The following is a 26,346-nucleotide window of genomic DNA, read 5'->3' on the forward strand; positions in this document are numbered from 1 at the left end:
AAAAACCTATTATCGCCAAGAGCTTGCCGCTTGTCGCCCGCTACCACTCCGCGATTGCAAGATATATACAGCTGCACTACACACTTATAACAGTAGGTTCAAAAAACAATGCGGCACTTAGGGAGCGAGCGATGGGAAACTTTCTTGCGCAGTTCAGCATCCGGGTCAAAATCTTCGGCCTGATCGCACTGGGCGTTTTGGCCTGTCTGATCATCGGCACCGTCGGTGTCAGAAGCACGTCGGATATGAACGACCTCACTGTCGATATGCACGACAATTTATTGATGTCGGTCTACTGGGTGGCCGTGGCCAACCAAAACGCGATTTACATCAACCGCGCTGATTACCGCTTTATCGCCGAAACCGAAAAAAAGCAGATGGATCAGGTCACAGCCAACCGTTCCAAATTCTTAGCGGAAATGAACCGGCTGATGGATCTCTATCGCAAAACCGTACTCACCCCGCCGGAAGTGGACGCGCTCAAACGTTTTGACGCCGCCTGGCCGGCCATGGAGGAAGCCTGTAAAAAAGTCCGCGACCTCAGCTACAGCGACTCTGGCGACGGCGCCAACAACAGGAAAGCGGTGGAACTAATGGCAAAGGAATGCCGGCCCAAATTCCAGGCCGTGGACGACATCATGAGCCAGATTGTCGACATCAATGTGAAAGGGGCCGACAAGGCCTTGAAAGACGCCGACGCCAAATACCAGCACGCGCGCAACGTCGTCATCGGCGTGCTGGTCGTGGCGCTGTTGATCCTGCTGGCGCTGGGCCTGATGATACAGAACGGCATCATCGGCAGCCTCAAGAGCGCGATGGCGGCCTTGTTCCAGTTGGGCAGCGGCGATCTGGGCGGCGAAATCAAGGTTCAGGGCAAGGATGAAGTGGCGCAGATGATGCAATCGCTGGCCGATACCCAGAAGAAACTGCGCGTCACCGTCGGCGACATCATCAACTCCGCCACCAGCGTGGCCGCCACCGCCGAGCAACTGGCCGCCTCCACCGAACAAGTCAGCGCCAGCATAGGCCAGCAGGTCAACGCCACCTCCAGCGCCGCCGCCTCGATCGAGGAACTGACCGTCAGCATCGACCAATGCACCAATAACGCCTCGCTGGCGGACTCACAGGCCAGCGAAGCCGGCAGCCAGGCCAAGATCGGCAATAAGGAAGTGCAGGACTCCACCCAGCAAGTGCGCAAGGTCAACGATAGCGTGGCCACCTCGGCCAATAATCTGGAATCGCTGTCGGAACAGGCGCAGATGATCAGCAGCATCGCCACCGTGATCAAGGAAGTGGCGGACCAGACCAATCTGCTGGCGCTCAACGCCGCGATCGAAGCCGCGCGCGCCGGCGAGCAGGGCCGCGGTTTCGCGGTGGTGGCCGACGAAGTGCGCAAGCTGGCCGAGCGCACCACCGGCTCCGCCACCGAAATCACCCAGATGATCGCCAAGATCCAGGCCGGCGCCAAGGAGGCGGTGGACAGCATGCGCAGCAGCCGCCACATCGTCAGCCAGGTGGTGGAATCGTCGGAGCACGTCTCCACCACCATCAGTTCGGTGGAAGAACGGGCGGAAGAAGTGGTCAGCGCCATCAGCGATATCGCGCTGGCGATGCAGGAGCAGCGCCAGGCCAGCACCGACCTGGCCGGCCGCGTGGAGGCGATTGCCCAGATGTCCAAGGAAAACGGCGTGGCCGTCGATGTGTTCTCGCAAGCCACCCGCGAGCTGGCGGTGGTGGCGGAGCGGCTGCAGCAGACCACGCTCGCCTTCAAGCTCTAAGAAGCCTGTTCACCGGGTGTTTTGCTCAAGACATTGAATCCGCTGCGCGGATGATGGTTTAGGGCCGGTTCCGCCCGGCGAACGGAAAGGGGAATTTGCGCGGCCAAATTCCCCTTTACCCGAAAGGCCGCCCTGCAAGCCTGGCCTGCGGCTTCCCGCCGGGGCCCGTCAGGCCCGAGGCGCGGCTGAACTCGCAGCGCGCTAACGTCGCGCTGCTCGAACAAGCAGCCGCTTAAGACCTCGGGCCTGCCACCCGTCGGCAGGCTTGAAGGGACCCGGGGCGAGTCGGATACGTGGTTTCCTGCGTATTCAAATAACACCGCGAAAAGATAAGCCATCCCCTCCGCCCCGCCGGCCTCGCCCGCGGGGCGTTGGCTTTATTCCGGCCGGCCCTGCATTGACAGCCAAGGCCCGCCTCGCCAACAATAGCCCCGCGCCGCTGCAACTGCGGCGTTCGGGATTGGCCTCCCGAGAGAGACGTTCTCGCTATTGCTTTGCCCATTCGGGCGGGCCATGGCGAGGGCACCCCATGGGTGCGCCGGTATGAACGTCTCCCGGTAGGCCAACCTTGTCATGCGCCCGCCTAGCCGCACCCCGCGGCCAGGCTGGCATCAGCTTGAGGAGGTTGCAATGTTGAAGTCTACCCAGCGGAGTCTCCGCATCGTCTCCCTTCCACCCCCCGCCCCGGCCTGGCGCTTGCCCGGCAGCCCACCCGTCCCCGCGTCCATCCACCTGCAGGAGGCGCGCCATGAGCAAAGTTAAAATCCTGAGCCTGCGCGCTCATTACCGGGAACGGGACCGCCGCGAAGCCGGGCTGCCCTTTGTCGGCTCGGCGCCGGATCGCAACTACCCGCATTATTGGCGCGTGCCCCAATGCCGCACCTTTCCCGAGGCGTTTGATCTGGGCGAACGCTACGGCGCCGCCTTGCTCCAGCTCTTCCACGATTACCCCGACCATGCCGGCAACGGCCTGCTCGGTCGCATCGTGCGTGATATGGATTTGCTGGATTTCAGCCTGCAACGCGGTCTGCCCCTGGGGTTTTTCCACCACCTGGAAGTCATGATGTCAGCCGGCCAACAGGAACAAGGCGCTGAGGCGCCGCCGCCCGCCTGAGAACGGGGGTACGCTCTCGCGAGCAAGAGCGAGACCCGGTGAAAACCGCTGACGGCCAGCCCGAGCGCCCCCGCTCCGGGCCTGGCCGCTGCCGCGTCTGGGGAATCTGACAATGGCTGCCGCCGGCAAACTATGGTACAAAGCCTGCAATCCTTGCTGCGCGCGGCTGACAAGGCGGTTGCGCGAGTCACCTGTTTGATCCATTCACCCTACCCTCTTGGTGCCGGATAAAAACCACAGGCGGGTGACTCGCCCAGCCGGCGCCGCACGCACCCTTCCGTTCCACCCCGCCTCGCTTTCCCCTGAATCCCGTTCCGTCAATGGCCTAAAGGTCCGGTGCTTAATTTGTCCCGCGCCTTACCATGGGGCTTCGATTCATCAATCCGTAAAGGAGAGTCAGATGGCCAAGAGCAAGCGTTCCGTCAAGAAACTGGCAGCGCTGGCGGACAAGGTGCGCGGGCAGAAGAAGGCGACCAAATCGGCGCGCAAGCTGGCCGCCAAGGTGCTGAAGCACCCGATGACCGACAAGCCGGTCAAGAAGAAAGAACAGAAGCGCGCCAAGAAGGACAAGGCGGACAAGCAACAGGCTGAATAAGCCTCCCGCGGCTCAAGCCCTTTGAGCCCGCACGCGTAAAGGCGGCCGCCGGCAACTCTGCCGCGCCGCCTTTACGCATTCCGCCGCCGCTCACACCTGATAGGCGGACACCGTCTGCAGAATCACCCGCGCCTGTCGGCTCAATTGGCCGGCGGCATCCGCCGAGCCATTGGACGCCGAGGAGTTTTCCTCCGCCATCTGCGCAATCTGTTCCACCCGCTGGGCAATGGTGTTGCTGGCCACGCTTTGCTCGGCGATGCTGTTGGAAATATCGCGCACCAGTTCCATCGCCTTGCCGCTGCTGCTGCGGATCTGGTCGATGGCGTCATTGGCGGCGCGGGTGTTGGCGGTTTCCTGGTGCACTTGTTCCACCACTTTTTCCATGCTCTGCACCGCTTCCAGCGTGCTGCTCTGCATCTTGTTGATGATGGCGGCAATCTCGGTGGTGGAGCTGGCGGTGCGTTCCGCCAGCTTGCGCACCTCGTCGGCCACCACCGCGAAGCCGCGCCCCATTTCCCCGGCGCGCGCCGCTTCGATCGCCGCGTTCAAGGCCAAGAGATTGGTTTGGTCGGCGATATCCTTGATCACCCCCATCACCGAGGCGATGGTGGCGCTGTCTTCTTTCAATTGCCCGATACGCTCGGCGGCGTCGGTGATCGCGCCGGCCACCTCGGTGATGCCGCGCACGGTGGCGGAAATCACCTGCCCGCCCTCGGTGGCCATTTCACCGGCCTGCTGCGCCTGGCCGCGCGCTTCCACCGCGCTGGAGGCGACATGGTTGATGCTCACCGTCATCTGTTCCACCGCCGCCGCCATCGCCGCCGCGGATTCGCTCTGCACTTCCGAGCTGCGCGCGATTTCATGAGTGTTATTGGCCAGACCGGACATCGCGCCGTCTATGGTGCCGATGCTGTCGCGGATTTCCTGGAAGCTGCGTTGCAGATTGTCCAGCAACTGATTGAAGGCGGTGGCGGTTTCCCCCACCTCGTCCATGCGCCCCACCGGCGCGCGCAGGCGGAAGTCCTTTTGCTGGTTGACATTGAATAGCGTGGAACGGATCTGGTGCAGGCTCAGGCGGATATGGCGGAACAACACCCAACCCAGTGCGCCGCTGAGCAGCAGACAGGCGGCGATCACCGCCAGCGAGCTGCCGAAGGCCAAGGTATAGGCGGCGGCATTGTCCTTGGACAGGCTGTCCGCCAGCGCGTAGTTAAAGTCGATGTGGTCGTTGAGGTCTTTGGCCAAGGCCTTGGCGGAGTCCGGTATCGGCCCAGCCACCAGCATGGCCTGCGTCGCCGCGCCCGGATGCTCGCGCGAAGCCTTCAAAAAGCTCTCGCGATTATTGCGGTAGGCTTGCAGATCCGCCCGGTCCTGCTGCAACAGCTTGCGGTCCGCGTCATTGGACAGCAGGTCTTTCTCATAACTGGCCAGCACCTGCTCCAGCGCCTTGTCGCCTTCGGCGATCTGCGCCTCGGCGTCCGCCTTGCTCTTGGCGTCGACGGCGATGCCGTGGCGATACGCGGCGACGCGCATCTTGGTCAAGGCCAGCAAACCCTGATCCAGCGCCCGGATGCTGGGGAAGGTATTCACCTTCAGATAATCAAAACGCGCATTGGCGCTTTTGAGTTGCCACAAGCCGTAACTGCCAATACCGATCAAGGCCAGCATGGCCACCATCATGGTCAGCATGAGCCGTTGTGAGATATTCATTTTGTTTCTCCGTTTCTTCGCCCGACACCTATGTCTTGTTATAGGCGCAGCGAAAAACCCAGAGAAAGTTCTAATTTTGAATATCTATTACATACCAATCGTCGCGCGGTGCTAAAACCGTGCTTATGCTCTTGCGAGCTAGAGCGAAACCAGGGGCAAGGCGCGCCAACGCGGGCCCCGGGGTTTTGTGAGCGGCTTTAAACCTGGTATTGCGTGACCGTGTGCAGGATATTCTTGGCCTGCCGCTGCAATTTCTCCGCCGCGTCGGCGGAGGCGCTGGAAGCGGAGGCGTTTTCCTCCGCCATCTGCGCGATTTGCTCCACTTTCTGCGCAATGGTGTTGCTGGCGCTGCTTTGCTCGTTGATGCTGCCGGAAATATCCTTGACCAGCGCCATCGCCTGGCCGCTGCTGTCCTGGATTTTTTCGATCACGGTATTGGCCTCGCGGGCATTGTCGGTTTCCTGGTGCACCTGCTCCACCACTTTTTCCATGCTCTGCACCGCGTCCAGCGTGCTGCCCTGCATCTTGTTGATGATGGTGGCGATTTCGGTGGTGGACTTGGCGGTGCGCTCCGCCAGCTTGCGCACTTCGTCCGCCACCACCGCGAAGCCGCGCCCGGTCTCGCCGGCGCGCGCCGCTTCGATCGCCGCGTTCAAGGCCAGCAGATTGGTCTGATCGGCAATGTCCTTGATCACCCCCATCACCGAGGCGATGGTGGCGCTGTCGTCCTTCAGTTGCTCGATGCGCTGCGCGGCATTGGAGATGGCGCCGGCCACTTCGGAAATGCCCAGCACGGTGGCGGAAATCACTTGCCCGCCTTCGCTGGCCATGCTGCCCGCCTGCTGCGCCTGGGTGCGCGCTTCCACCGCATTGTCGGCCACGTGGTTGATGCTCACCGTCATTTGTTCCACCGCCGCCGCCATCGCCCCGGCGGATTCGCTTTGCAGTTCCGAGCTGCGCGCAATCTGATTGGTGTTGGCCGCCAGGCCGGAGGTGGCGCTGTCGATCTCGGCGATGCTGTCGCGTATGCCCTTGAAGCTTTGCTGCAAATCATCCAGCAAGCGGTTGAAGGCGGTGGCGGTGCGGCCCACTTCGTCCATGCGTTCCACTTCGGCGCGCAGGCGGAAGTCCTTGCTGGAACTGACGCGGTCCAGCGTGGAGCCGATCAGGTTCAAGCTGTGGCGGATGTTGCGGAACAAGGTGAAGCCCAGCGCGCCGCTGAGGATGAGCGCGCCCAGGATCACCACCAGCGAGGACACGAAAGCCTGCTCATAGGCGACGGCGTTATCCGCGGACAACTGCTTGGCCAGCTTGTAGTTGTATTCGATGTGATCCTTGATGTCCTTGACCACGGCCTTGGCCACCGGCAACAGCGGCCCGCTCACCAATTCCTTGCGGGTGGTCTCCGGCGGCTGCTCGCGCGAAATCTTGAACACCGCGTTGCGCTGCTGGCGATATACCTGGATGTCCGCCTTGTCCTTTTCTATCAGCCGCCGGTCCTCGTCATCGGACACCAGCTCTTTCTGGTACTTGTCCATCACCTGATCCATTTGCTTGTCCAGCTCGGCGATGCTGACCTCGATCTCGGCTTTGAGCTTGGGGTCTTCGCTGATGCCGTGGCGATAGGTCAGCACCCGCATATCGGTTTGCGCTTGCAAGGCTTGGTCCAGCGCGTGAATGCTGGGGAAGGTGTTGCTCTGCAGGTAATCGAAACGCTCATTGGCCCGGTGCAGTTGGAGCAGGCCGTAGCTGCCAACGGCGAACAGGCCCAGCAGGGCCACCGCCAAGGTCAATAACAAGCGCTGGGATATGCTCATGGTTTCCCCCTCAATCCGTTGCATATGAAGCTCGATTCTTTATAGGTACGTATTCCGGTAATTTTCAAATCATTTGGCATGCAAAATCAGGCTTTTGCACTGAAGAAACGCACCGTAGAATGTCCTCGCAATCACAAAAAACCCATAATGACAAAGGAGAACGATCATGATGGCATTCCGCACCCGTAAACGCCTGCTGCTCAGCGCGCTGGCGCTGGGCCTGAGCCTGGGCTTCAACGCGCCGGCGCTGGCGCTGAGTCCGCCGGCCGCGCCGCAGGTCAAATACGATTACGACTACGACATCTTCCACCCGGTGCATGCGCGCAACGGCATGGTGGCCACCGAGCAGGGGCTGGCCTCGCAAGTGGGGCTGGACATCCTGCGCCAGGGCGGCAACGCGGTGGACGCCGCGGTGGCGGTGGGCTTCGCGCTGGCGGTGACCCTGCCCAATGCCGGCAACCTGGGCGGCGGCGGCTTCATGGTGCTGCACGACGCCAAGAGCGGCCGCAATATCGCGCTGGACTTCCGCGAAATCGCACCGGCCAAGGCCAGCCGCGACATGTATCTGGATGCGCAAGGCAAGGTGGCGGACGGCCGCTCGCTGTACACCCACCTGGCGGTGGGCGTGCCCGGCACCGTGGCCGGCCTGGCCCACGCGCAGCAGCGCTGGGGCAGCCTGCCGCTGGCCAAGGTGATTGCGCCGGCGGTGAGGCTGGCGGAGCAAGGCTTCGCCGTGTCGCAGACGCTGGCCGAGATGCTGGAAGTGGAAAAGGACAATCTGGGCCGCTGGGACAGCAGCCGCGCGGTGTTTTTCCGCGATGGCCGCCCCTTGCGCGCCGGCGAGAAGCTGGTGCAGCGCGACCTGGGCAAATCGCTGCGCCTGATCGCGCAGCAAGGACCGAAGGCGTTTTACCAGGGCGGCATCGCCGACAAGATCGTGGCGGAGATGGCGCGCCACGGCGGCCTGATCTCCAAGGCGGACCTGGCCGGCTACAAGGTTGAGGAACGCGCGCCGGTCAGCGGCAGCTACCGCGGCTATCAGGTGGTGTCCATGCCGCCGCCCAGCTCCGGCGGCATTCACATCATCCAGATCCTGAACCTGCTGGAACGCTACCCGTTGGCCGACTACGGCTCCAATAGCGCGCAGACCATCCACTACCTGGCCGAGGCGATGAAGCTGGCCTATGCCGACCGCTCCGAATACCTGGGCGACCCGGCCTTCGTCAAAGTGCCGCAAGCCGGCCTGACCTCCAAGCGCTACGCCGATCAGTTGGCCGCGTCCATCGATCCGGTCAAGGCGCGCCCCGCCGCCGAGATCAAGCCGGGCAAGCCGCAGCCCTATGAAAGCGACCAGACCACTCACTATTCCATCGTCGATAAACAGGGCAACGCGGTGGCTGTCACCTATACGCTGAACCTGAACTTCGGCAGCGGCATCATCGCCGGCGGCACCGGCATCCTGCTCAACAACGAGATGGACGACTTCTCCGCCAAGCCCGGCGTGCCCAACGCCTTCGGCCTGATCGGCGGCGACGCCAACGCGGTGGCGGCCGGCAAGCGGCCGCTGTCGTCGATGTCGCCCACCCTGGTGTTGAAAAACGGCAAGCCGTGGCTGGTCACCGGCAGCCCCGGCGGCGCGCGCATCATCACCACCACCTTGCAAACCATCGTCAACGCCATCGACTTCGGCATGAACCCGGCCGAAGCCGCCGCCGCGCCGCGCGTGCATCATCAATGGCTGCCGGATGAATTGCGGGTGGAAAAGGGCCTGAGCCCGGACACGCTGCGCCTGCTGCGCGAACAGGGCTACCAGATCGCGGTCAAGCCCAGCATGGGCCGAACCCAGACCATCCAGTTGCGTGACGACGGCCTGTACGGCTATTCCGATCCGCGCAACCCCGACGGCGCGACCCTGGGCTATTGATCCCGTCCGGCACCGGGCCGGGCGGGCGCCTCGCGCGTTCTCCCCGGCCCGGCTCACCGATAAAACGGCAAGGGGTGTGCAATTGGCCATAATGCAAGCATGCTGAACGGAGAAAAACCGCCGATGCTGAAATCGCTGAGCCGCGCCGCGCTCGCCTTGTCGCTATTGCCCAACGCCGGCGCGGCCACCCTGCACTTCGCCACCCAGGACTTCCCGCCCTTCATCGAGGTGAGCGACAAGCCACAGCCGCAGGGCCTGATGGTGGATGTGCTGGTGTCCGCCTGCCAGCGCCTGGGCTGGAGCTGCGAGATCCAGCCCATGGTGTGGCGCCGCGCGCTGCTCTTGGCCGAGGAGGGCAAGGTGGATGGCATCTTCCCGGTGCAGGACACTCCGGAGCGCCGGCTGTCGCTGGCCTTGAGCGCACCGGTGTTCAACAGCAGCTACGGCCTGTTCGCCACCGCCAGTTCCAACTTCCGCTACCAGCAACCGCAGGATCTGGCGCTGCGCCGCATCGCGGTATACGGGCCGTCCATCACCCAGAACGCGCTGGATAAATTGGTCGCCGGCCTGCCCAATATCAACATCACCGTGGAAAATAATCAGGAAACGGTGTTGAAGAAATTGGCCGCCCTGCGCTATGGCGCGGACGCGGTGGTGTTCGCCAACGAGGACGTCACTCGCTTTCTGATCCGCCGCGAGGCCTTGAGCGGCATCCGCCCGCTCGCCACCATTCAGCCGCTGACTTATCTGTACGGCTTCCCGCTGAAAAACGTGAAACCCAATACCGTGGCGGATTTCAATCAGGCGCTTGCCGCCATGTGCCGCGACGGCACCTTGCCGCGGCTGGCGCGTCGCTACAATGTGCGCATGGCTGGCTGCAAGTGATACCCGCTCTTCATTAGATAGAAATTACTATCAATTAAGTTGAACATTTCAGCCGCATCAGCTAGAATTGTTCAAAATATCAAACAGCCACCTTAAGCGCGTAGCCGTTTTGCGCTTATCTTGCGCTTCAATGCGATAAACAACCCTTCTGCCCCAAACGGTTTCACGGGGCAGCCTAAGCGACCGACTGTCTTTGCTGACGGCGTCATCCGCGCTTTTAGCGGAGCGTTGTTGCGCCTCTAGCGCATGTGGCCCCGGATCTTCATCACAGGAGCTTTTCATGCCCATTCATCAACAAGACCAACCCATGCTGGGATGGCTGTGCCTGTTGGCCGCCATCGTCACCGAAATCATCGGCACCTCCTTCATGGCCTACGCCGCCCGCACCGAAAGCTACTGGGGCTATGGCGTGATGGCCGCCGCGCTGGCGCTGTCCTACTACTTCCTGTCGCTGGCCATCCGCACCATCGCGGTGGGCGTGGCCTACGCCGCCTGGGAGGCGCTGGGCCTGGCCGGGCTGGCGCTGATCGGCGTCTATGTATTCGGCGAAGCCTTGCTGACTCAGGAAATGATAGGTCTGGCGCTGTCCGTGGTCGGCATCGCCTGCGTGGTGTTCGGCGAAGACCATGGCAACGCCGAGGAGCAAGCCGCATGAAAACCGTTTTCTACTTATTCGTGGTGTCTTCGGCGCTGATCGAAGTGGCCGCCAACCTGATGCTGGAAAAGTCCAACGGCTTCCGCCACAAGGCCTGGGGCTTCGGCGCCATCGCCATGGTATGGGTGGCTTTCGCCTTGTTGGGCCAGGCGGTGCGCGGCATCGATCTGGCGGTGGCCTACGCGCTGTGGGGCGCGCTGGGCATCATCGGCACCGCCATCGGCGCACGGGTGTTCTTCGGCCAGAAGCTGAAGCCGCTGGGCTGGCTGGGCATGGCGGTGGTGGTTTCTTCGGTGGTGGTGCTGACCACGGCGTGACGGTTTTATGACGCGTCGCAGCAGGCCACCTGTCCAATCTGAATATGGCGATGTGGCCGTTATCGGTTTACGGTACGGGCTCCATCCAGGCAATGAAAGGCTGAGACATGCAACAGTATCAAGTTTTGAGCGGCATGAGCCAGGAACCCTTGGAGAACCCCCAAGCCTTGCTCACCCTTTGCGAGCACTGCGCCAGCGATGTCGGCATCCTGGCCATCCACGGTGAAACGGATCAACCCTGCGAGTTGTGCGGCGAGGTAGACTAAGCCGCGCCTTCCGTCTCCACACCGGGCCGGCCTTGCCGGCCCTTTGTTTTTCCCGGCGCCGCCGCGCCGGCACAGGAATACCGATGCCGATTCAAAAACTGGACCACGCCGCCCTGCCAGACTGGGTGGCGCTGCGCCAACAACTCTGGCCGCGCCATGCGTCCGCCGCCCACCACCGCGACGGCGAGGCCATCCTCGCGTCGGGCCACCTTGCCGCCTTCCTGGCGCGGGACGCCGCCGGCCAGGCGGTGGGCTTCGCCGACGCGGCGATCCGGCACGACTATGTCAATGGTTGCGCCGACAGCCCGGTGGCTTTCCTGGAAGGCATTTTCGTGTTGCCCGCTTGCCGGCGACACGGCATCGCCCGGCAACTCGTTGCGGCGGTGCAGGCCTGGGGCCTGGAGCACGACTGCATGGAACTGGCGTCGGATGCGCCGCTGAGCAATGTCGATTCGCAGCGCATGCACGCCTGCCTGGGTTTCGAGGAAACTGAAAGAGTGGTGTTTTTCAAGAAAACGCTGGCCTAGCAGCGGCGGCTGCGCGCAAAACCCATTCCATTCCCGGCCATCGCGGCCGCGTAGATTTGCTGCCGGCAAGATCTCCATGATGCAATGGCGCTCATCAGCGATTCATGGCGGAGACCGCCAATGCCCGGCCCCTTCCGCCCGCCAGCCCGCCATGTGCGGCGATCCCTGCTTCAGCAGCGCCGCTTGCTCAAGGGCTCGCTGCCCGTGATCAGCTTCTATCTGGCCGAAGTGGCGATGACGCTTACCGATGCGGCCTTCGTCGGCCATCTCGGCAACACGGAGCTGGCGGCGATAGGTCTTTCCATCGGAGCGCTGTTTCCATTGATATTTGGCGGCATGGCCTTGGTCTCGACCGGGTGCATCTTCGTTTCCGAGGCCCATGCGCGCGGTGATCACGCCGGTACCCAGGCGGCGCTCGATCTCAGTCTATGGGCCTGCCTCGCCCTGTCCCCGGCGCTGATTGCCGTCGCCTTGCTGCTGCCGGCGGCGTTCCGTCTTGCCGGCCAGGACCCGGCCGTGGTCGCCTTGTGCGGGCAATACCTTGCCGTCGTCGGCGGGAGCATTCCCGCAATGCTGGGTTTCAGCGTCTACCGCGCCTATGTTTCGGCGCTGGGCGCGAACCGGGTGATCTTCGTCGTCAGCCTGGGCGGTGTGCTGCTGAATGCCGCGCTCAATTATGTACTGGTTTTCGGAGCGCTCGGCCTGCCCGCTCTTGGTTTGCCCGGCGCGGCGATAGGAACCGCCTTGGCCAGTTGGGCGATGTTGTTCGCCATCGCTCGCCACTGCCGGCATCGACTCGGCTACCGCTTTCGCTGGCGCTCGCGGTCTGGGCTGGACAGACAAACCTGCCGCGACCTGCTCCGCATCGGCCTGCCCTCCTTCGCTATTGGCTTGTTCGAAAGCAGCTTGTTCGGCGTGGTGACGCTGCTGGCGGGCTACTTCGGCGTGGCCTTCATGGCCGCCACCACCATAGCCATCTACGTTGGCGATCTTTTCATCATCCTGGCGCTGGGAATTGGCGATTTACTAACCGTGCAACTGGCCGCCAAGGCGGCGCGGGGCGATGTGCGCGGCGGCCGCCGGCTGGCCTGGAGCGCCCTGCTGCTGATCACCGTGCTGACCGCTCCCCTGGCCGCGCTTTGCTGGTGGGGGCCGGACTGGATTGCCGGCATCTTCATCGATACCGCCAAGGCCGAGGCGGCCGAGGTGTTGCGATACGCCCAAATCCTGCTGGGCATTCTTGCCTGGTTCTTGCTGGCGGATGCCGCTCAAATCATCTTGTCGCGCAGTCTGAAAGGCTTGCGCGACACGCTGGCGCCAATGTGGATCGCCAGCATCGGCTATTGGCTGATAGGCATAGGCGGCGGCTGGATGCTGGCCACCCAGGGAGGGCTGGGCGGCGTCGGCCTCTGGTATGGGCTGGCCGCGGGGCTCAGCTTGGCGGCGCTTGCGCTGGCGTGCCGGCTAGGCGCATGGACTCCGCCCCAGGCCTTATCCGCGCGTAGATAAAGACGGCGCGCAAACATCCGCGCTTATTGATCTTTCTTCGGTGTATTCATTTCCCGCGGCCATTGGGAAAAGGCCATGAACCAAAGCGCGACGATGCCGAAAAAGGGAAACGCGAAAAGCAGGCCGACCCATCTCGAATATCCCATCCTCGACAGCACGATTCCGGACAGCACCACCGACAAAATCGTGACTACCGCTATCAATAGTAGAATGATCCCCATTATCGCCATCACTTGGCTCCTTCAAACGCCGGCCATTTCGACCTCGCCAGAATCCACAGCGCCGCCAGCATGCCAAGCACCGGCACGAGCACCAGCAGCGCATAATAAGGCGGCAAGCCTACCCGCTTGAAGATGCGCCACAAGGGATAAGCCGTCACCACAACGGCCATGACCAGGTTCACCAGAAACTCCACCAAACGCCTCCTCGCTCAAAACCATGCCGCCATCGGATAAAGGGCGGCATTTTAGCATGCTCGGCCGGCAGGCATTTCAGGCCATGCCGCGCCAAAACAGCCGCCTCGAAGCAATCTCAGCGGCTGGCGGCCGCCTGCTGGCACGAGGGCGCCGCCCGCTCCGGCTTGCTGCTCACATGGATGGGTTCAAGGAAAGACTCGATCGCCGCCGCCAGCGCGAGCGGCGTCTCGTTCATCGGGTAATGGCCGGCGTTTGGCAACTCCTCAACCGTGGCCAGCGGGTAGCGGCGCAGATAGGTGTCCGCCATCAGCCGGGCATTGAACGTGGGATCATGCTCCCCCACCAAGACCTTCACCGGATGCCGGCCGCTGATCCGCTCGCTGAAATCGGTGTCGGCCCACGCGCGCAGATAGGCGGCGAATGCTTGCCGAGAGGAGCGCGACGCCGAATAGGCCGCCTTCCATTCGACCCAGGACGACGGCAGCCGGCCGCCGGTGCTGCGATTGATGATGGTTTTGCGGCTGTCCACATGTTCCGCGGCGTCTTCGAGCAAACGCCGCGTCGCGGCATCGTAAGCCATGCCGCCGCAAGGCACCGGCGCCACGGCAAGCATGGACAGCACGCGTTCCGGGGCCAGCGTCGCGATCCTTTCGCTCGCCATGCCTCCCATCGAATGGCCGATCAGGCTAAAAGCCGGATAGCCAAGCGCATCCGCCAGCGCCAGCGCGTCGGCGGCGATCTCGTCCATGGTGTAGGCGCCCTGCGCTTCCCGCATGCCGCCATAGCCGCGGCAATCCATGAAGATGTAGCTGAAACGCTGGCCGGATAGCCATGGCTCTATCGGCTTGAACGAGCGCGCATCGCCGAACCAGCCATGCAGCACGATGACAGGGTGAGGGCCATTCCCCACGCGGTGAAAGGTATTGGGCATATCGCCTCCGGTATGTGCATATTCGCCGCGACGGGTGCCGCCGCTGGCGCCATTGCGCCGTGCTGGCACGGCGATAACGCATCCTAAACCAGCTGGAATCGGCCCGCTTTCTATCAAAGGCCATTTACTGTAGGGTTTGGGCCATGAGAAACACCTTGCTTGATCCTTACGAGAACATCCCGCGCGGCGTGGTGGTGACCGCCAACGATTACGCGGCCGGCACCCTGTTTCCAACGCATGCGCATCGCCGCGGGCAGTTTGCCTTCGCCTCTAGCGGCACCATCAGCGTGGCCACACCCGAAGGCCGCTGGCTCGTGCCGCCGCGGCGCGCTTGCTGGCTGCCCGCCGACATGAGCCACGCCATGACGATGAGCGGGCCAGTGACCATGCTCAATGCTTTTGTGTCGCGCGAAGAGCCCGCAATTGCGCGCATGCCACCGCGGTGCGGCGTCTATGGCGTCTCCACCCTGTTGCGGCAATTGCTGGAAGAGGCTGTCGATCTGCCCGCCCTGTATGACCGGGATGGCCGTGACGGCAAGCTGATGAGCCTGCTGGTGGCGGAAATCGCATCGATGCCGCGTCTGTCGCTGCATGCGCCTTTGCCCGCGGACCCTCGACTCGCTCGGGCCTGCCAGCGGCTGTTTGATGCGCCCTCGATAGGCGTCGATCTGGATGCGGTTGCCATGGACGCGGGAATGAGCCGGCGCACCTTCACCCGGCAGTTCCGCGCCCAGACCGGGGTGAGTTTCGCCGAGTGGCGCCAGCAGGTTTGCCTGCTCGCCGCCATCGAGCGCTTGAGCGCCGGTCAAGCGGTGACGCGGGTTGCGCTGGACCTGGGCTATGCCAGCCCCAGCGCCTTTTCCTCAGCCTTCCGCCGTGTGCTCGGCGAAACGCCTACTCAGTATTTGGAGACGCGCCGGCCGGTCTGAGAGCCGCTTTCTCAGCGGTTTTCGCCTTGTCTCGCTCTTGCTCGCGAGACTTTGAACAGGCTCTGAGACGCTTTCTTGAATGGCTGCCGCCAAAAAAATACCCCGCTGGCGCGGGGTATTGGCTTGGGCTAGGCCTGGGGGTATTCCCCGGGCCTCTTCCCAAGGCTCCGGCATCAAACCATCGCTTGGCTTACACCTTCACGGTATCGGCCAGTTCCTGGTAGTCGGCGATCTCGTTGAAGTTCATGTAACGGTACACTTCGCCGGCCTTCTGATTGAGCACGCCGATGTCGGCCATGTATTCCTCCTTGGTCGGAATGCGGCCCAGACGGGAGCAGATCGCGGCCAGTTCGGCGGAACCCAGGTAGACGTTGGAGTTCTTGCCCAGACGGTTGGGGAAGTTGCGGGTGGAGGTGGACATCACGGTGGCGCCCTCCTTCACCTGCGCCTGGTTGCCCATGCACAGCGAGCAGCCCGGCATTTCCATGCGCGCGCCGGCGGTGCCGAAGGTACCGTAATGGCCTTCCGCGGTCAGTTGTTCGGCGTCCATCTTGGTCGGCGGCGCCACCCACAGTTTCACCGGGATGTCGCGCTTGCCTTCCAGCAGCTTGGAGGCGGCGCGGAAGTGGCCGATATTGGTCATGCAAGAGCCGATGAACACTTCGTCGATCTTGGCGCCGGCCACGTCGGACAGGGTTTTCACGTCGTCCGGGTCGTTCGGGCAGGCCACGATGGGTTCGTGGATGTCGGCCAGATCGATCTCGATCACCGCCGCGTATTCCGCGTCGGCGTCGCCCTTCAGCAGCTGCGGATTGGCGATCCAGGCCTCCATCGCCTTGATGCGGCGCTCCAGCGTGCGCGCGTCCTGATAGCCGTTGGCGATCATGGTCTTCATCAGGGTGATGTTGGAGGTCATGTATTCGATGATAGGCGCTTTGTCCAGGTGCACGGTGCAGCCGGCGGCGGAGCGCTCGGCGGAGGCGTCGGACAGCTCGAATGCTTGCTCCACCTTCAGATCCGGCAAGCCTTCGATTTCCAGGATGCGGCCGGAGAAGGCATTTTTCTTGCCGGCCTTGGCCACGGTGAGCAGGCCCTGCTTGATCGCGTACAGCGGAATGGCGTTGACCAGATCGCGCAGGGTCACGCCCGGCTGCATCTTGCCCTTGAAGCGCACCAGCACCGATTCAGGCATGTCCAGCGGCATCACGCCGGTGGCGGCGGCGAAGGCCACCAGGCCGGAGCCGGCCGGGAAGGAGATGCCGATCGGGAAGCGGGTGTGGCTGTCGCCGCCGGTGCCCACGGTATCCGGCAGCAGCAGGCGGTTCAACCAGCTGTGGATCACGCCGTCGCCCGGGCGCAGCGACACGCCGCCGCGGGTGGAGATGAAGGCCGGCAGTTCCTTGTGCATCTTCACGTCCACCGGCTTGGGATAGGCGGCGGTGTGGCAGAAGGACTGCATCACCAGATCGGCGGAGAAGCCCAGGCAAGCCAGGTCTTTCAGTTCGTCGCGGGTCATCGGGCCGGTGGTGTCCTGGGAGCCGACGGTGGTCATCTTCGGTTCGCAGTAGGTGCCCGGGCGCACGCCCTGGCCTTCCGGCAGGCCACAGGCGCGGCCGACCATTTTCTGCGCCAGGCTGAAGCCCTTGCCGGAATCGACCGGGGCCTTGGGCAGGCGGAATTCGGTGGATGCCGGCAGGCCCAGCGCTTCACGCGCCTTGCCGGTCAGGCCGCGGCCGATGATCAGGTTGATGCGGCCGCCGGCGCGCACTTCGTCCAGGATCACTTCGGACTTGAGCGCGAAGTCGGCGATCTTCTGGCCGGCCTTCTCGATCTTGCCTGCATACGGGTAGATGTCGATCACATCGCCCATTTCCATCTTGGACACGTCCACTTCGATGGGCAGCGCGCCGGAGTCTTCCTGGGTGTTGAAGAAGATGGGAGCGATCTTGCCGCCCAGACAGACGCCGCCGAAACGCTTGTTCGGCACGTAAGGGATGTCTTCGCCGGTGCCCCAGATCACGCTATTGGTGGCGGATTTGCGGCTGGAGCCGGTGCCGACCACGTCGCCGACATAAGCGACCAGATGGCCTTTTTGCTTCAGGTCTTCGATGAACTGCATCGGGCCGCGCTTGCCGTCTTCTTCCGGGGTGATGCCGGGACGGGCGTTTTTCAGCATGGCCAGGTAGTGCAGCGGGATGTCCGGACGGCTCCAGGCGTCCGGCGCCGGGGACAGGTCGTCGGTATTGGTCTCGCCGGTCACCTTGAACACGGTGACGGTGATTTTCTCGGCCACGGCCGGGCGGCTGGTGAACCATTCGGCATTGGCCCAGGATTCCACCACTTGCTTGGCGTGGGCGTTGCCCTTGTCCATCTTTTCCTTCACATCGTGGAAGGCGTCGAACATCAGCAGGGTTTTCTTCAGGCCGTCGGCGGCGATCTGCGCGACCGCGGCGTCGTCCAGCAGGTCGATCAGCGGCTTGATATTGTAGCCGCCCAGCATGGTGCCCAGCAGTTGGGTGGCCAGTTCGCGGGAGATCAGCGGGGATTTGACGTCGCCCTCGGCCACGGCGGCCAGGAAGGAAGCCTTGACCTTGGCGGCATCGTCAACGCCCGGCGGCACGCGATGGGTGATCAGATCGACCAGGGTGCTTTCCTCGCCCTTGGGCGGGTTTTTCAGCAGTTCGACCAGCGCTTCCACTTGTTTGGCGGACAGCGGCAGCGGCGGGATACCCAGCGCGGCGCGCTCGGCCACGTGTTGACGATAAGCTTCCAGCATGACTTTGACCTTTATAGCTTGGGTTGTCGGCAGCGTCCCCGGCATGGCCCGCGCTGCTGCGCGCGGCGATGCCGGCAAGGCTATGGACCGCGCGGTGGGATGCCGATGGCCGCGGCCCAGATTTCATGCCTGAAGATTACGCTGTTAGCGGTCCGCTTTCAAACGAGTTATCGCAACATAGATTGTGAGATAAAATCACAGCATGAGCACTTATCCCCCACTCAACACCCTGCGTATTTTTGAGGCAGCGGCTCGTCTGGAAAGCTTTTCCGCCGCCGCGGGCGAACTCTTCGTCACCCACGGGGCTGTGAGCAAGCAGATCAAGCAGTTGGAAGATTGGCTGGGCGTGCCGCTGTTCGAGCGCAGCGGCGGCCGAGTCAAGCTGACCGACCCTGGCTGGCGCTATCTGGTGCAGGTGCAGGACGGCCTGGATTTGATCGCCAACGCCACCTCCCAGCTGCTGCAGCCGGACCGCCAGCGCCGGCTCAGTATCAATTCCACGCCCACTTTCGCCATGCACTGGCTGCTGCCGCGGCTGAGCCGCTTTCGCGAGCAGTTTCCGGAGCTGGAGCTGCACCTGGCCACCTCGGACCGCGACATCAGCCGGCTGGACAGCCCGTTCGACATCGCCATCCGCCGTGGTCCCGGCGATTGGCCCGGCCATATCGCCAAGCCGTTTCTGAAGGAGTGGGAGCTGCCGCTGTGCAGCCCGGCGCTGCTGGCGGCGGCGCCCATCGCCAGTCCGGCGGACCTGGCCCGGCACACGCTGCTGTACGCCGATACCCGCCCAACCGCCTGGCAGCGCTGGCTGACCCTGGCCGGGGTGCCGGAGCTGAAACCGGCCAGCGCCATGCATTTCGATCGCTTCTCCCTGGCGCTACAGGCGGCGATGGACGGCCTGGGCGTGGTGCTGGGGCCGATGCCGATGGCGCAGGCGCAGATCGATGCCGGCGCATTGCTGTCGCCGTTGCCGGCGCCGGTGGCGACGGTGCGCGACTATTGCTGGGTGGCGCCGCGCATGGCGGCGGAAGACGCGACGGTGGCGGCGTTCTGCCGCTGGCTGGAAAGCGAGGCCGCGCGCCCGGAAACCGCCTGAGCCGGCTTCAGCGCGGGGTCACGCCGATCTGCCTCAGCTCCGGCGGCGCGGTGTCGCGCGGCAGCCATTTATTGTAGATGCGCTTGAAGGCGCCGTCTTTCTTGACCGCGGCGAAGGCGTCGTGCCAGCGCCGGATTTCGGCCGCCGAAGTGCCGCGCGAGAACGCCAGGTAGAGTTCCAGCGACTCCAGCACCTTGACCACTTCCACAGAGTCCGGCGGCTGATGGATGTCTTTCAGCACCGAGGCGACCACGAAACCGCCTTCCGACCACATATCGTAGCGGCCCACCAGCAGCTTTTGCGCGGTCACTTGCGGCGTCGGCGCCAGATCCACCTCGACGAAGCCGGCGGCGGAGGCCGCGTCGGCGAAGATGCTGCCACGGTAAGCGCCCACCGGACGCTGATATATGCCGGAGCCCAAGGCCAGCAGAGCGGCGGCCTCGCCCTTGCGCGCCAGCAGCACGGTCTGGGAAATGGCGATGGGTCCCAGCAGCGTCATCTGCTTCTCACGCGCGTCATTGCGCCCCACGGTGAACAGCATCACATTGGGCGCGGTGGTCACCTCCTTGTAGCCACGCGCCCAGGGCACCACTTCAATCGCGCTATTGTCATGCATGCGCGACTGGATCTCGCGCACCACCTCCACCGCCATGCCGTCCGGCACACCGTTATGCAGATAGGTGATGGGCGGCCAGTCCTCGGTGTAGATCGTGATGGCCCGCGCTGGCCAAGCCGCCAGCAGCAATAGCAGCGCCAATATCGCTTTCATGATGATTCTCCGCCGGCTTGATCCTGTCTTTATTCATAGCCGCGCTTGACCGCGGCTGCAGAGGAATCGCCGGCGCGCCAGCCTGACGGAAACGATACCAAATGCATGCGATTTGGCATTCAAGCATTAAGCAGCAAACAAGCCGGCCATGCCACGGACTCATGGTCCGCAAAGCGTCGCTGGCCCGTGGCTGGCGTGGCCCGGCCGCCAGCGCGGGGCGTCCATGACGACGGCAAACGGCTTATCCGCTATAATGGCGCGTTGTGCCGGCGTAGCGCCGGCCTTATCATTCGCGCACCACCCAAAGCTAAGGATAGTCATGAGCCGCATCACCCTCTCCCGCTTTTTGATCGAACAGCAACGCAAGGCCGGCTCGCTGCCGCCCGAGCTGCGCCTGCTGATCGAAACCGTTGGCCGTGCCTGCAAGGCCATCAGCTACTCGGTGAACAAGGGCGCGCTGGCCGGCGTGCTGGGCGAGGCCGGCACCGGCAATATCCAGGGCGAGGCGCAGAAGAAGCTGGACGTGATCGCCAACGATTACCTGCTGGACGCCAATGAATGGGGCGGCAGCCTGGCGGCGATGGCCTCCGAGGAAATGGAGCTGCCCTATCACATTCCCGGCGAATACCCCAAGGGCGAATACCTGCTGATGTTCGATCCGCTGGACGGCTCGTCCAATATCGACGTCAATATCTCGGTGGGCACCATTTTCTCCATCCTGCGCTGTCCGCATGGCATAGATCACGCCACCGAGGGCGCCTTCCTGCAGCCAGGCACCGAGCAAGTGGCCGCCGGCTACACCGTGTACGGCCCGCAAACCTTGCTGGTGCTAACCTTTGGCAGCGGCGTCAACGGCTTCACGCTGGACCGCGAGCAAGGCTCTTTCGTGTTGACCCACCCGGACATGAAGGTGCCGGAAAGCACCGGCGAGTTCGCCATCAATATGTCCAATATGCGCCACTGGGATGCGCCGGTGAAGCGCTATGTCGACGAATTGCTGGCCGGCAGCACCGGCCCGCGCGGCCGCGATTTCAATATGCGCTGGGTGGCGTCCATGGTGGCGGAAGTGCACCGCATCCTCACCCGCGGCGGTATCTTCATGTACCCGCGCGACGCGCGCACGCCGGATCAGGCCGGCAAGCTGCGGCTGATGTATGAAGGCAATCCGATGGCCTTTGTCGTGGAACAGGCCGGCGGCGCGGCCACCAACGGCCATCAGCGCATCATGGAAATCCAGCCGCAAAAGCTGCATGAGCGCGTGGCGGTCTTCCTCGGCTCCAAGGAAGAAGTCGAGCGCGTTACTGGCTACCACGCCGAACAGCAGTAAGCGGCCACGCCAAACAAAACAAGCCCTGCCGGATTCGACAGGGCTTGTTTTTTGTTCGCCGCCGGCGCTAGCGCAATTGCTCGCGCACTTCCATCAGCGCGAAACCCAGCAGATTGCTGCCGTCCCACATCTCAGGCAGCCGTGCCTGCGGATCGTCCTCGGCCCAGCCTATGCCCCAGATGCAATCCACCGGGCTGGCTTCCACCAATACCGCGTCGCCGGTGCCGCGCAGAAAATCGCCCAATAACGGATTTTGCCGGAACTTGGCCAGATTGCCTTGCATCACCACTTCGCAACAACGCTGCTGCCACAAGGCGGAATCAAAGCCACGCACCTGGCGCCCCAGCGCCTTGGCCTCGGCCGGGCTGGCCGCCGCCAGTATGCGGCCACGGGTTTCGGCATCCTCGAACAGGCGCGCTTTTTCCGCCATCATATAATGCTCGGCGCTGGCGTAATGCGTGCCACCAAGTTCAAAGCCCGCCATGTACCATTGACTCAGGCAGCTCTTGCAGACGCCGCCGTCGTGCTTGGGCCGGTGCCCCCAAAAAAACAGGAAATCCAGGGTTTCGCCGGCCGCAGCCCGCTTGCGCAACTCACTTACCGTTCGGATCGCCATGGTCCGCGTCCTCCACTTCCAGCGCGGCATCCGCCGCAAAAAAAGCCAAGAGCCCCATCTTCGTGTCCGCTGTCGCCGCGGCGCTGAACATCTTCATGGCCATCACTATAAGGAGCCGGAACCGGCTTAGACAAGCGCGGCGCGAACCCAAACCGCGCGCGCATCCGCCAGCTTCCGCGCAAACCGACAAAAACAATGATTAATTACCGCGCCGCGATGATTTTGCCCGTTAACGCGGCGGCGGCGCGCAGTGGATATGCAACACTGCCTTACCAACATAGGTGCGCCCCACCCGCTTGCCCATAGGTAAAACTACTGATGGCCGCATTGCGGCGCCGAGCCAGACAGGAGTATGTTGATTCCACGCCGCCACGCCGCGGCGAGAACCGAAACGACAAACACTGGGGAGACCGGCATGACCGTGGTGATCACGCTGGACATGGTATTGGCGCAGCGCAAGCTCAGTTCCAAAGCGCTTGCGCTGGCCATAGGCATCACGCCGCAGAACCTGTCGCTGCTGAAACGCGGCAAGGTCAAGAGCCTGCGGCTGGATACGCTGGACGCGCTGTGCCGGCAGCTAAGCTGCCAGCCAGGCGATTTGCTGGCCTATCGCCGGGAAGCCGACGAAGACCCCACCCTGTGACGCTCAGCCGGCGGCCTGGCGCGCGCCGCGCGCCGCAGTGCGGCCGGAATGCAGATAGTCCGCGATGTAGTCCTGCGACACTTCGCCATTGTAACGGCCGTCGTCGTCCAGCACCGGCATCCAGGTCAGATTGTGCTCGTACAGCCGGGACAGCACCACGCGCAGGTTCTCGCCCGCCGCCGCGGTCACGCTCACCGGCTTGATCTTGTCCGCGCACACGCCATCCGCGCCGCGCGCGTCGCGCCGGCGCACGAAGCCCAGCGGCAAGCCGTCCGCGTCCACCACGGTCAGGTGCATCAGGTCGTTGTCGTCCATCAGGCTGTAAGCGGCCGCCAGCGGCGTGTCCAGCCGCGCGGTCAGCGTTTCCTGCTGATCGGCCACTTCGCCGGCCTGCACCAGCAGCAGGCGCTTGAGCGTGCGGTCCTGGCCGACGAAGCTGGCGACGAAGTCGTCGGCCGGCCGCGCCAGGATTTCGTCGGAGCCGGCGCATTGCACCATGCGACCCTGGCGGAATACCGCGATGCGGTCGCCCAGCTTGATCGCCTCGTCGATATCGTGACTGACCAGCATCACGGTCTTGCCCAGCTGGCGCTGCATTTGCAGGAATTCGTTCTGGATCTGCTCGCGGTTGATCGGGTCCACCGCGCCGAAGGGCTCGTCCATCAGCAAGACCGGAGCGTCGGCCGCCAGCGCGCGGATCACGCCGATGCGCTGCTGCTGACCGCCGGACATTTCACGCGGATAGCGTTGCAGGAAGCGGTTGGGATCCAGCGCCACCATGCTCATCAGTTCGCGCGCGCGCTCGCGGCAACGCTTCTTGTCCCAGCCCAGCATGCGCGGCACCACGGTGATGTTGTCCTCGATGGTCATATTGGGAAACAGGCCGATCTGCTGGATCACGTAGCCGATCTGGCGGCGCAATGTCACCGAGTCGATGCCGGCGGTGTCCTCGCCATTGATCAGCACCTTGCCCGATGTCGGCTCGATCAGCCGGTTGATCATCTTCATGGTGGTGGTCTTGCCGCAGCCGGACGGCCCCAGCAGCACGCAGATTTCGCCTTCCGGCACGTGCAGATTGACATTGTCCACCGCCTGGAAGACTTGGCCGTTTTTCTGGGTAAATTGCTTGCAGAGGTTTTGCAGTTCAATCATCAACGAATTCCTTTCGGGGTCAGCGCGCGCTGAGCGCGCAGCAACAACCAATCCATGGCGACGGCGAGCACGCTCACCGCCAGTGCGCCGGCAATCAGTTTGCGGATGTCGCTCTGACTGATGCCGTGCAAGATCAAGGTGCCCAAGCCGCCGGCGCCGACGATGGCGGCAATCGCCATCACGCCGATGTTCAGCACCACCGCGGTGCGGATGCCGCCGAAGATCAGCGGCGTGGCCAGCGGCAGTTCCACCCAGCGCAGCCGCTGCCAGAAGGTCAGGCCCAGGCCGCGGCCGGCTTCACGCACGCCAGGGTCCAGGTGAGTCAGCGCGGTGTGGGTGTTGCGCACGATGGGCAGCAGGGAATAGAGGAAGGCGGCGGTAATCGCCGGCACCGCGCCTATGCCCTGTCCGATCAGGGAAAACAGCGGAATCATCAGGCCGAACAACGCGATGGCGGGTATGGTCAGCACAATGGTGGCCAGGCCCAGCACCAGGCCGGCCAGCGCCTGGAAGCGCACGATCAGCACCCCCAGCGGCACGCCCAGCAGCACCGCCAGGCCGACGGCGATGCCGACCAGGTACAGGTGTTGTTCGGCCAGGCCGGCGATTTGCGGCAGGTTTTGCCAGATGTACAAGCAGGTTTGCAATAAGGTGTCCATGCGCCCTCCTCAGATCAGGCCGCGCTGGCGCAGGAATTCGCTGGCGACTTCCTTCACCGGACGGTGCTCGATATCCACCTTGGCGTTGAGCGCCGCCATGGTGTCGTTGTCCATCAGCGCCGCCAGCTTGTTCAACTCGTCGGCGAGGCCGGGGTTGGCCTCCAGCGCCTCGCGGCGCACCACCGGGGTGGCGGCATAGGCGGGGAAATAGCCCAGGTCGTCCTGCAGCACCACCAGGTCGAAACCCTTGACGCGGCCGTCGGTGGTGTAAACCAGTCCGGCGTCGACGAAGCCGTCGCGGATGGCGTTATAAACCAGGCCCGGGTCCATCTGGCGGATCTGCGGCCGGCTCAGCTCCATGCCGTACAACTGCTGCATCGGCTTCAGTCCATCCGGCCGGCCGGCGAACTCCATGTCGAAGCCCAACTGCCAGCGCTTGGCGCTCTCATTGCTCTCATTCACCCGCCGCGCCAGGTCTGACAAGGTGCGCACGCCCTCGGCCTCGGCGCGCACGCGCCGCATCGCCAGCGCGTAGGTATTGTTGAGCGGCGCCGGGTTCAACCAGATCAGGCCCAGCGGCTCGTCCAGCTTCTTCACCGTGGCGTAAGCCTCCTCGCTGCTCATTTTCTTCTGAATGCCGTGGTGGATGATCAGGCCGGTGCCGGTGTAATCCCAAGCCAGGTCCAATTGGCGGTTCACCAGCGCATTGCGCAGGATCACCGTCGCCAGATCCGGCTTGCGCGTCACTTGGTAGCCTTTGCTGTTCAAATATTGCGAGGTGATCTCGGACAGCAGGTGTTGCTCGGTGAAGTTCTTGCTGCCCAGCACCAGGCCGGCGGCAAACGCCGGCACGGCGGTCAGCAAGGCCGCCAACGCCAGCGCGCGGCGCGCCAGCTTGCGCCAGCGCGGAAAAAGAAGTGCTTGTGTCATGGAAATCCTCCGTGTGGACGCCCGTCGGGACGGGCGACAGCGGGGTGTTCGAATCAGGCCAGGCCGCGAGCGGCCGCCAGGCGGCCCACGCCGGCCAGCGCCAGGTCCAAGGCCAGCGCGATCAGCGCGGTGGCGCCTGCGCCCAGCAGCAAGGCGGTGTGATTGTTCAGGTAGATGCCGGGGAAGATCAGCTCGCCGTAGCTGCTGGCGCCGATCAAGAAAGCCAGCGGCGCGGTGCCCACATTCAGCGCCAGGGCCACCCGCACGCCGGACAGCATCACCGGGAAGGCATTCGGCAATTCCACCCGCCACAACCGCTGACGCGGGGTCATGCCCAGCGCGTCCGCCGCTTCCAGCAGCGCCGGGGACAAACCGGCCAGGCCGGCATAGGTATTGCGCACGATGGGCAGCAAGGACGCCAGGAATAGCGCGACGATGGCCGGCGCGTCGCCGATGCCGATCAGGGCCATGGCCAGCGCCAGCACCGCCATCGGCGGCAGGGTGTTGCCGATATTGAAAATCTGCATCCAGTGTTCAGCGCTGTGCCGCAGCCGCTGACGGCTGAGCAGCACGCCGCTGGGCAAGCCCACCGCCAGGGCCAACGCCATGGACGCGCCCACCAGGTAGAGATGCTGACGCCCCAGGTACAGCAGGTCTTCGCGGTACTCGCTCCATACGGCGGGGCTGACGCCGTAAATCAATCCCGCCGCCACTGCGGCCAGGATCAGCCCGATCATGCTGCGCTTGCTAAACGCTCTTTTGTGCATCTGCGTCCTCCTAGGCGGAAACGATGGCGGCCAGGGCCACGACGATCCGCTGTAATGATCGCGACAACTAGAGAGCTGCCAGTAGATAGACATCCGGTGTTCACCGGACATGAGGTGCGTAAAACGCGGAGTTCGACAGCGGCAAAGCTGCCGATTTTGAGTGGCGCGGTGTGCGCCTGATGAAAAACCTAATAAGTTATAACACTGTTTGTATCGAACATGCAAATTTTCTAATTTA

General features: G+C 63.6%; 26 protein-coding genes. 14 read left to right on the forward strand and 12 right to left on the reverse strand.

Translation table 11 applies throughout. The features are described 5' to 3' along the window. Positions 1 to 131: 131 nt before the first annotated feature. From ACE3QM_RS14850 to ACE3QM_RS14860, 3 genes are all read left to right on the forward strand, one after another. On the forward strand, positions 132 to 1,778 hold the full coding sequence (locus ACE3QM_RS14850; protein ID WP_053074552.1) for a methyl-accepting chemotaxis protein: 1,647 nt from the start codon (positions 132 to 134) through the stop codon (positions 1,776 to 1,778). Positions 1,779 to 2,526: 748 nt separating this feature from the next. Continuing rightward, positions 2,527 to 2,892, forward strand: coding sequence for a hypothetical protein (locus ACE3QM_RS14855; RefSeq protein ID WP_048411576.1), 366 nt, complete (start codon positions 2,527 to 2,529; stop codon positions 2,890 to 2,892). Positions 2,893 to 3,292: 400 nt separating this feature from the next. Next, positions 3,293 to 3,487: a hypothetical protein gene (locus tag ACE3QM_RS14860; RefSeq protein WP_231462790.1), complete on the forward strand. Its 195-nt coding sequence runs from the start codon at positions 3,293 to 3,295 to the stop codon at positions 3,485 to 3,487. Between the two features lie 90 nt (positions 3,488 to 3,577). Here the strand turns inward: ACE3QM_RS14860 and ACE3QM_RS14865 are convergent, their stop codons facing one another. Then, a complete protein-coding gene (locus ACE3QM_RS14865) occupies positions 3,578 to 5,197 on the reverse strand; it encodes a methyl-accepting chemotaxis protein (protein ID WP_231462789.1) in 1,620 nt (539 codons plus the stop codon). A gap of 197 nt (positions 5,198 to 5,394) precedes the next feature. Continuing rightward, entirely contained in the window at positions 5,395 to 7,014 is a 1,620-nt protein-coding gene (locus ACE3QM_RS14870; protein ID WP_374422942.1) for a methyl-accepting chemotaxis protein, read from the reverse strand. Positions 7,015 to 7,180: 166 nt separating this feature from the next. On the opposite strand from ACE3QM_RS14870, the gene ggt reads away from it, so the two are divergent. The 7 genes from ggt (at position 7,181) to ACE3QM_RS14905 (ending at position 13,097) form a co-directional block, all read left to right on the forward strand. Beyond that, positions 7,181 to 8,938, forward strand: a complete 1,758-nt coding sequence (gene ggt, locus ACE3QM_RS14875; RefSeq protein ID WP_374422944.1) for a gamma-glutamyltransferase — start codon at positions 7,181 to 7,183, stop codon at positions 8,936 to 8,938. 123 nt (positions 8,939 to 9,061) lie between these two features. After that, entirely contained in the window at positions 9,062 to 9,823 is a 762-nt protein-coding gene (locus ACE3QM_RS14880; protein ID WP_197081546.1) for an ABC transporter substrate-binding protein, read from the forward strand. A 280-nt stretch (positions 9,824 to 10,103) separates the two neighbouring features. Continuing rightward, positions 10,104 to 10,478, forward strand: a complete 375-nt coding sequence (locus tag ACE3QM_RS14885; protein WP_048411570.1) for a multidrug efflux SMR transporter — start codon at positions 10,104 to 10,106, stop codon at positions 10,476 to 10,478. Next, a complete protein-coding gene (locus ACE3QM_RS14890; RefSeq protein ID WP_374422948.1) occupies positions 10,475 to 10,795 on the forward strand; it encodes an SMR family transporter in 321 nt (106 codons plus the stop codon). The genes ACE3QM_RS14885 and ACE3QM_RS14890 overlap by 4 nt, the downstream gene beginning before the upstream one ends. A gap of 107 nt (positions 10,796 to 10,902) precedes the next feature. Further along, a complete protein-coding gene (locus ACE3QM_RS14895) occupies positions 10,903 to 11,061 on the forward strand; it encodes a hypothetical protein (RefSeq protein WP_156183980.1) in 159 nt (52 codons plus the stop codon). An 83-nt stretch (positions 11,062 to 11,144) separates the two neighbouring features. Next, the gene (aac(6'), locus tag ACE3QM_RS14900; protein ID WP_374422950.1) at positions 11,145 to 11,588 is read left to right on the forward strand and encodes an aminoglycoside 6'-N-acetyltransferase; all 444 of its coding nucleotides are present in this window, start codon (positions 11,145 to 11,147) and stop codon (positions 11,586 to 11,588) included. 120 nt (positions 11,589 to 11,708) lie between these two features. Continuing rightward, on the forward strand, positions 11,709 to 13,097 hold the full coding sequence (locus ACE3QM_RS14905) for an MATE family efflux transporter (protein WP_374422952.1): 1,389 nt from the start codon (positions 11,709 to 11,711) through the stop codon (positions 13,095 to 13,097). Between the two features lie 23 nt (positions 13,098 to 13,120). On the opposite strand, the gene ACE3QM_RS14910 is transcribed toward ACE3QM_RS14905, so the two are convergent. The 3 genes from ACE3QM_RS14910 to ACE3QM_RS14920 all read right to left on the reverse strand — a co-directional run bounded on the left by ACE3QM_RS14910 (position 13,121) and on the right by ACE3QM_RS14920 (position 14,561). Continuing rightward, a complete protein-coding gene (locus ACE3QM_RS14910) occupies positions 13,121 to 13,327 on the reverse strand; it encodes a hypothetical protein (RefSeq protein ID WP_374422954.1) in 207 nt (68 codons plus the stop codon). Next, on the reverse strand, positions 13,327 to 13,512 hold the full coding sequence (locus ACE3QM_RS14915) for a hypothetical protein (RefSeq protein ID WP_374422956.1): 186 nt from the start codon (positions 13,510 to 13,512) through the stop codon (positions 13,327 to 13,329). Before ACE3QM_RS14915 ends, ACE3QM_RS14910 begins: the two co-directional genes overlap by 1 nt. Positions 13,513 to 13,628: 116 nt before the next feature. After that, positions 13,629 to 14,561: an alpha/beta fold hydrolase gene (locus ACE3QM_RS14920; protein ID WP_374422958.1), complete on the reverse strand. Its 933-nt coding sequence runs from the start codon at positions 14,559 to 14,561 to the stop codon at positions 13,629 to 13,631. A gap of 26 nt (positions 14,562 to 14,587) precedes the next feature. Between ACE3QM_RS14920 and ACE3QM_RS14925 the strand changes: the two genes are divergently transcribed. Further along, positions 14,588 to 15,373 carry a helix-turn-helix domain-containing protein gene (locus ACE3QM_RS14925; RefSeq protein ID WP_374422960.1) on the forward strand — a complete coding sequence of 262 codons (786 nt, stop codon included), beginning with the start codon at positions 14,588 to 14,590 and terminating at the stop codon, positions 15,371 to 15,373. Positions 15,374 to 15,563: 190 nt separating this feature from the next. Here ACE3QM_RS14925 and acnB read toward each other — a convergent pair whose 3' ends face one another. Further along, positions 15,564 to 18,149, reverse strand: a complete 2,586-nt coding sequence (gene acnB, locus ACE3QM_RS14930; RefSeq protein WP_048411565.1) for a bifunctional aconitate hydratase 2/2-methylisocitrate dehydratase — start codon at positions 18,147 to 18,149, stop codon at positions 15,564 to 15,566. A gap of 202 nt (positions 18,150 to 18,351) precedes the next feature. Between acnB and gcvA the strand changes: the two genes are divergently transcribed. Then, positions 18,352 to 19,245, forward strand: a complete 894-nt coding sequence (gene gcvA, locus ACE3QM_RS14935; protein ID WP_048411564.1) for a transcriptional regulator GcvA — start codon at positions 18,352 to 18,354, stop codon at positions 19,243 to 19,245. Positions 19,246 to 19,252: 7 nt separating this feature from the next. On the opposite strand, the gene ACE3QM_RS14940 is transcribed toward gcvA, so the two are convergent. After that, a complete protein-coding gene (locus ACE3QM_RS14940) occupies positions 19,253 to 20,014 on the reverse strand; it encodes a substrate-binding periplasmic protein (protein WP_374422963.1) in 762 nt (253 codons plus the stop codon). 319 nt (positions 20,015 to 20,333) lie between these two features. Between ACE3QM_RS14940 and ACE3QM_RS14945 the strand changes: the two genes are divergently transcribed. Next, a complete protein-coding gene (locus ACE3QM_RS14945; protein WP_048411563.1) occupies positions 20,334 to 21,341 on the forward strand; it encodes a class 1 fructose-bisphosphatase in 1,008 nt (335 codons plus the stop codon). A 67-nt stretch (positions 21,342 to 21,408) separates the two neighbouring features. Here the strand turns inward: ACE3QM_RS14945 and ACE3QM_RS14950 are convergent, their stop codons facing one another. After that, positions 21,409 to 21,957 (reverse strand): NADAR family protein, encoded by a 549-nt coding sequence (locus tag ACE3QM_RS14950; RefSeq protein ID WP_048411562.1) that lies wholly within the window; start codon positions 21,955 to 21,957, stop codon positions 21,409 to 21,411. Between the two features lie 415 nt (positions 21,958 to 22,372). On the opposite strand from ACE3QM_RS14950, the gene ACE3QM_RS14955 reads away from it, so the two are divergent. Then, a complete protein-coding gene (locus ACE3QM_RS14955) occupies positions 22,373 to 22,600 on the forward strand; it encodes a helix-turn-helix transcriptional regulator (protein ID WP_231462778.1) in 228 nt (75 codons plus the stop codon). Between the two features lie 3 nt (positions 22,601 to 22,603). Here ACE3QM_RS14955 and ACE3QM_RS14960 read toward each other — a convergent pair whose 3' ends face one another. Genes ACE3QM_RS14960 through ACE3QM_RS14975 form a run of 4 tightly spaced genes read right to left on the reverse strand, consistent with a single transcriptional unit; the run spans position 22,604 to position 26,108 of the window. Then, a complete protein-coding gene (locus tag ACE3QM_RS14960) occupies positions 22,604 to 23,752 on the reverse strand; it encodes a betaine/proline/choline family ABC transporter ATP-binding protein (RefSeq protein WP_048411560.1) in 1,149 nt (382 codons plus the stop codon). After that, positions 23,752 to 24,411, reverse strand: a complete 660-nt coding sequence (locus tag ACE3QM_RS14965) for an ABC transporter permease (RefSeq protein WP_231462777.1) — start codon at positions 24,409 to 24,411, stop codon at positions 23,752 to 23,754. Before ACE3QM_RS14965 ends, ACE3QM_RS14960 begins: the two co-directional genes overlap by 1 nt. Positions 24,412 to 24,420: 9 nt before the next feature. Continuing rightward, positions 24,421 to 25,341 (reverse strand): glycine betaine ABC transporter substrate-binding protein, encoded by a 921-nt coding sequence (locus ACE3QM_RS14970; protein WP_374422967.1) that lies wholly within the window; start codon positions 25,339 to 25,341, stop codon positions 24,421 to 24,423. Positions 25,342 to 25,394: 53 nt separating this feature from the next. Further along, the gene (locus ACE3QM_RS14975) at positions 25,395 to 26,108 is read right to left on the reverse strand and encodes an ABC transporter permease (protein WP_269326031.1); all 714 of its coding nucleotides are present in this window, start codon (positions 26,106 to 26,108) and stop codon (positions 25,395 to 25,397) included. Positions 26,109 to 26,346 lie beyond the last annotated feature (238 nt).

The sequence above is a fragment of the Chromobacterium sp. genome (assembly GCF_041912965.1).
GTDB classification, from domain to species: domain Bacteria; phylum Pseudomonadota; class Gammaproteobacteria; order Burkholderiales; family Chromobacteriaceae; genus Chromobacterium; species Chromobacterium aquaticum.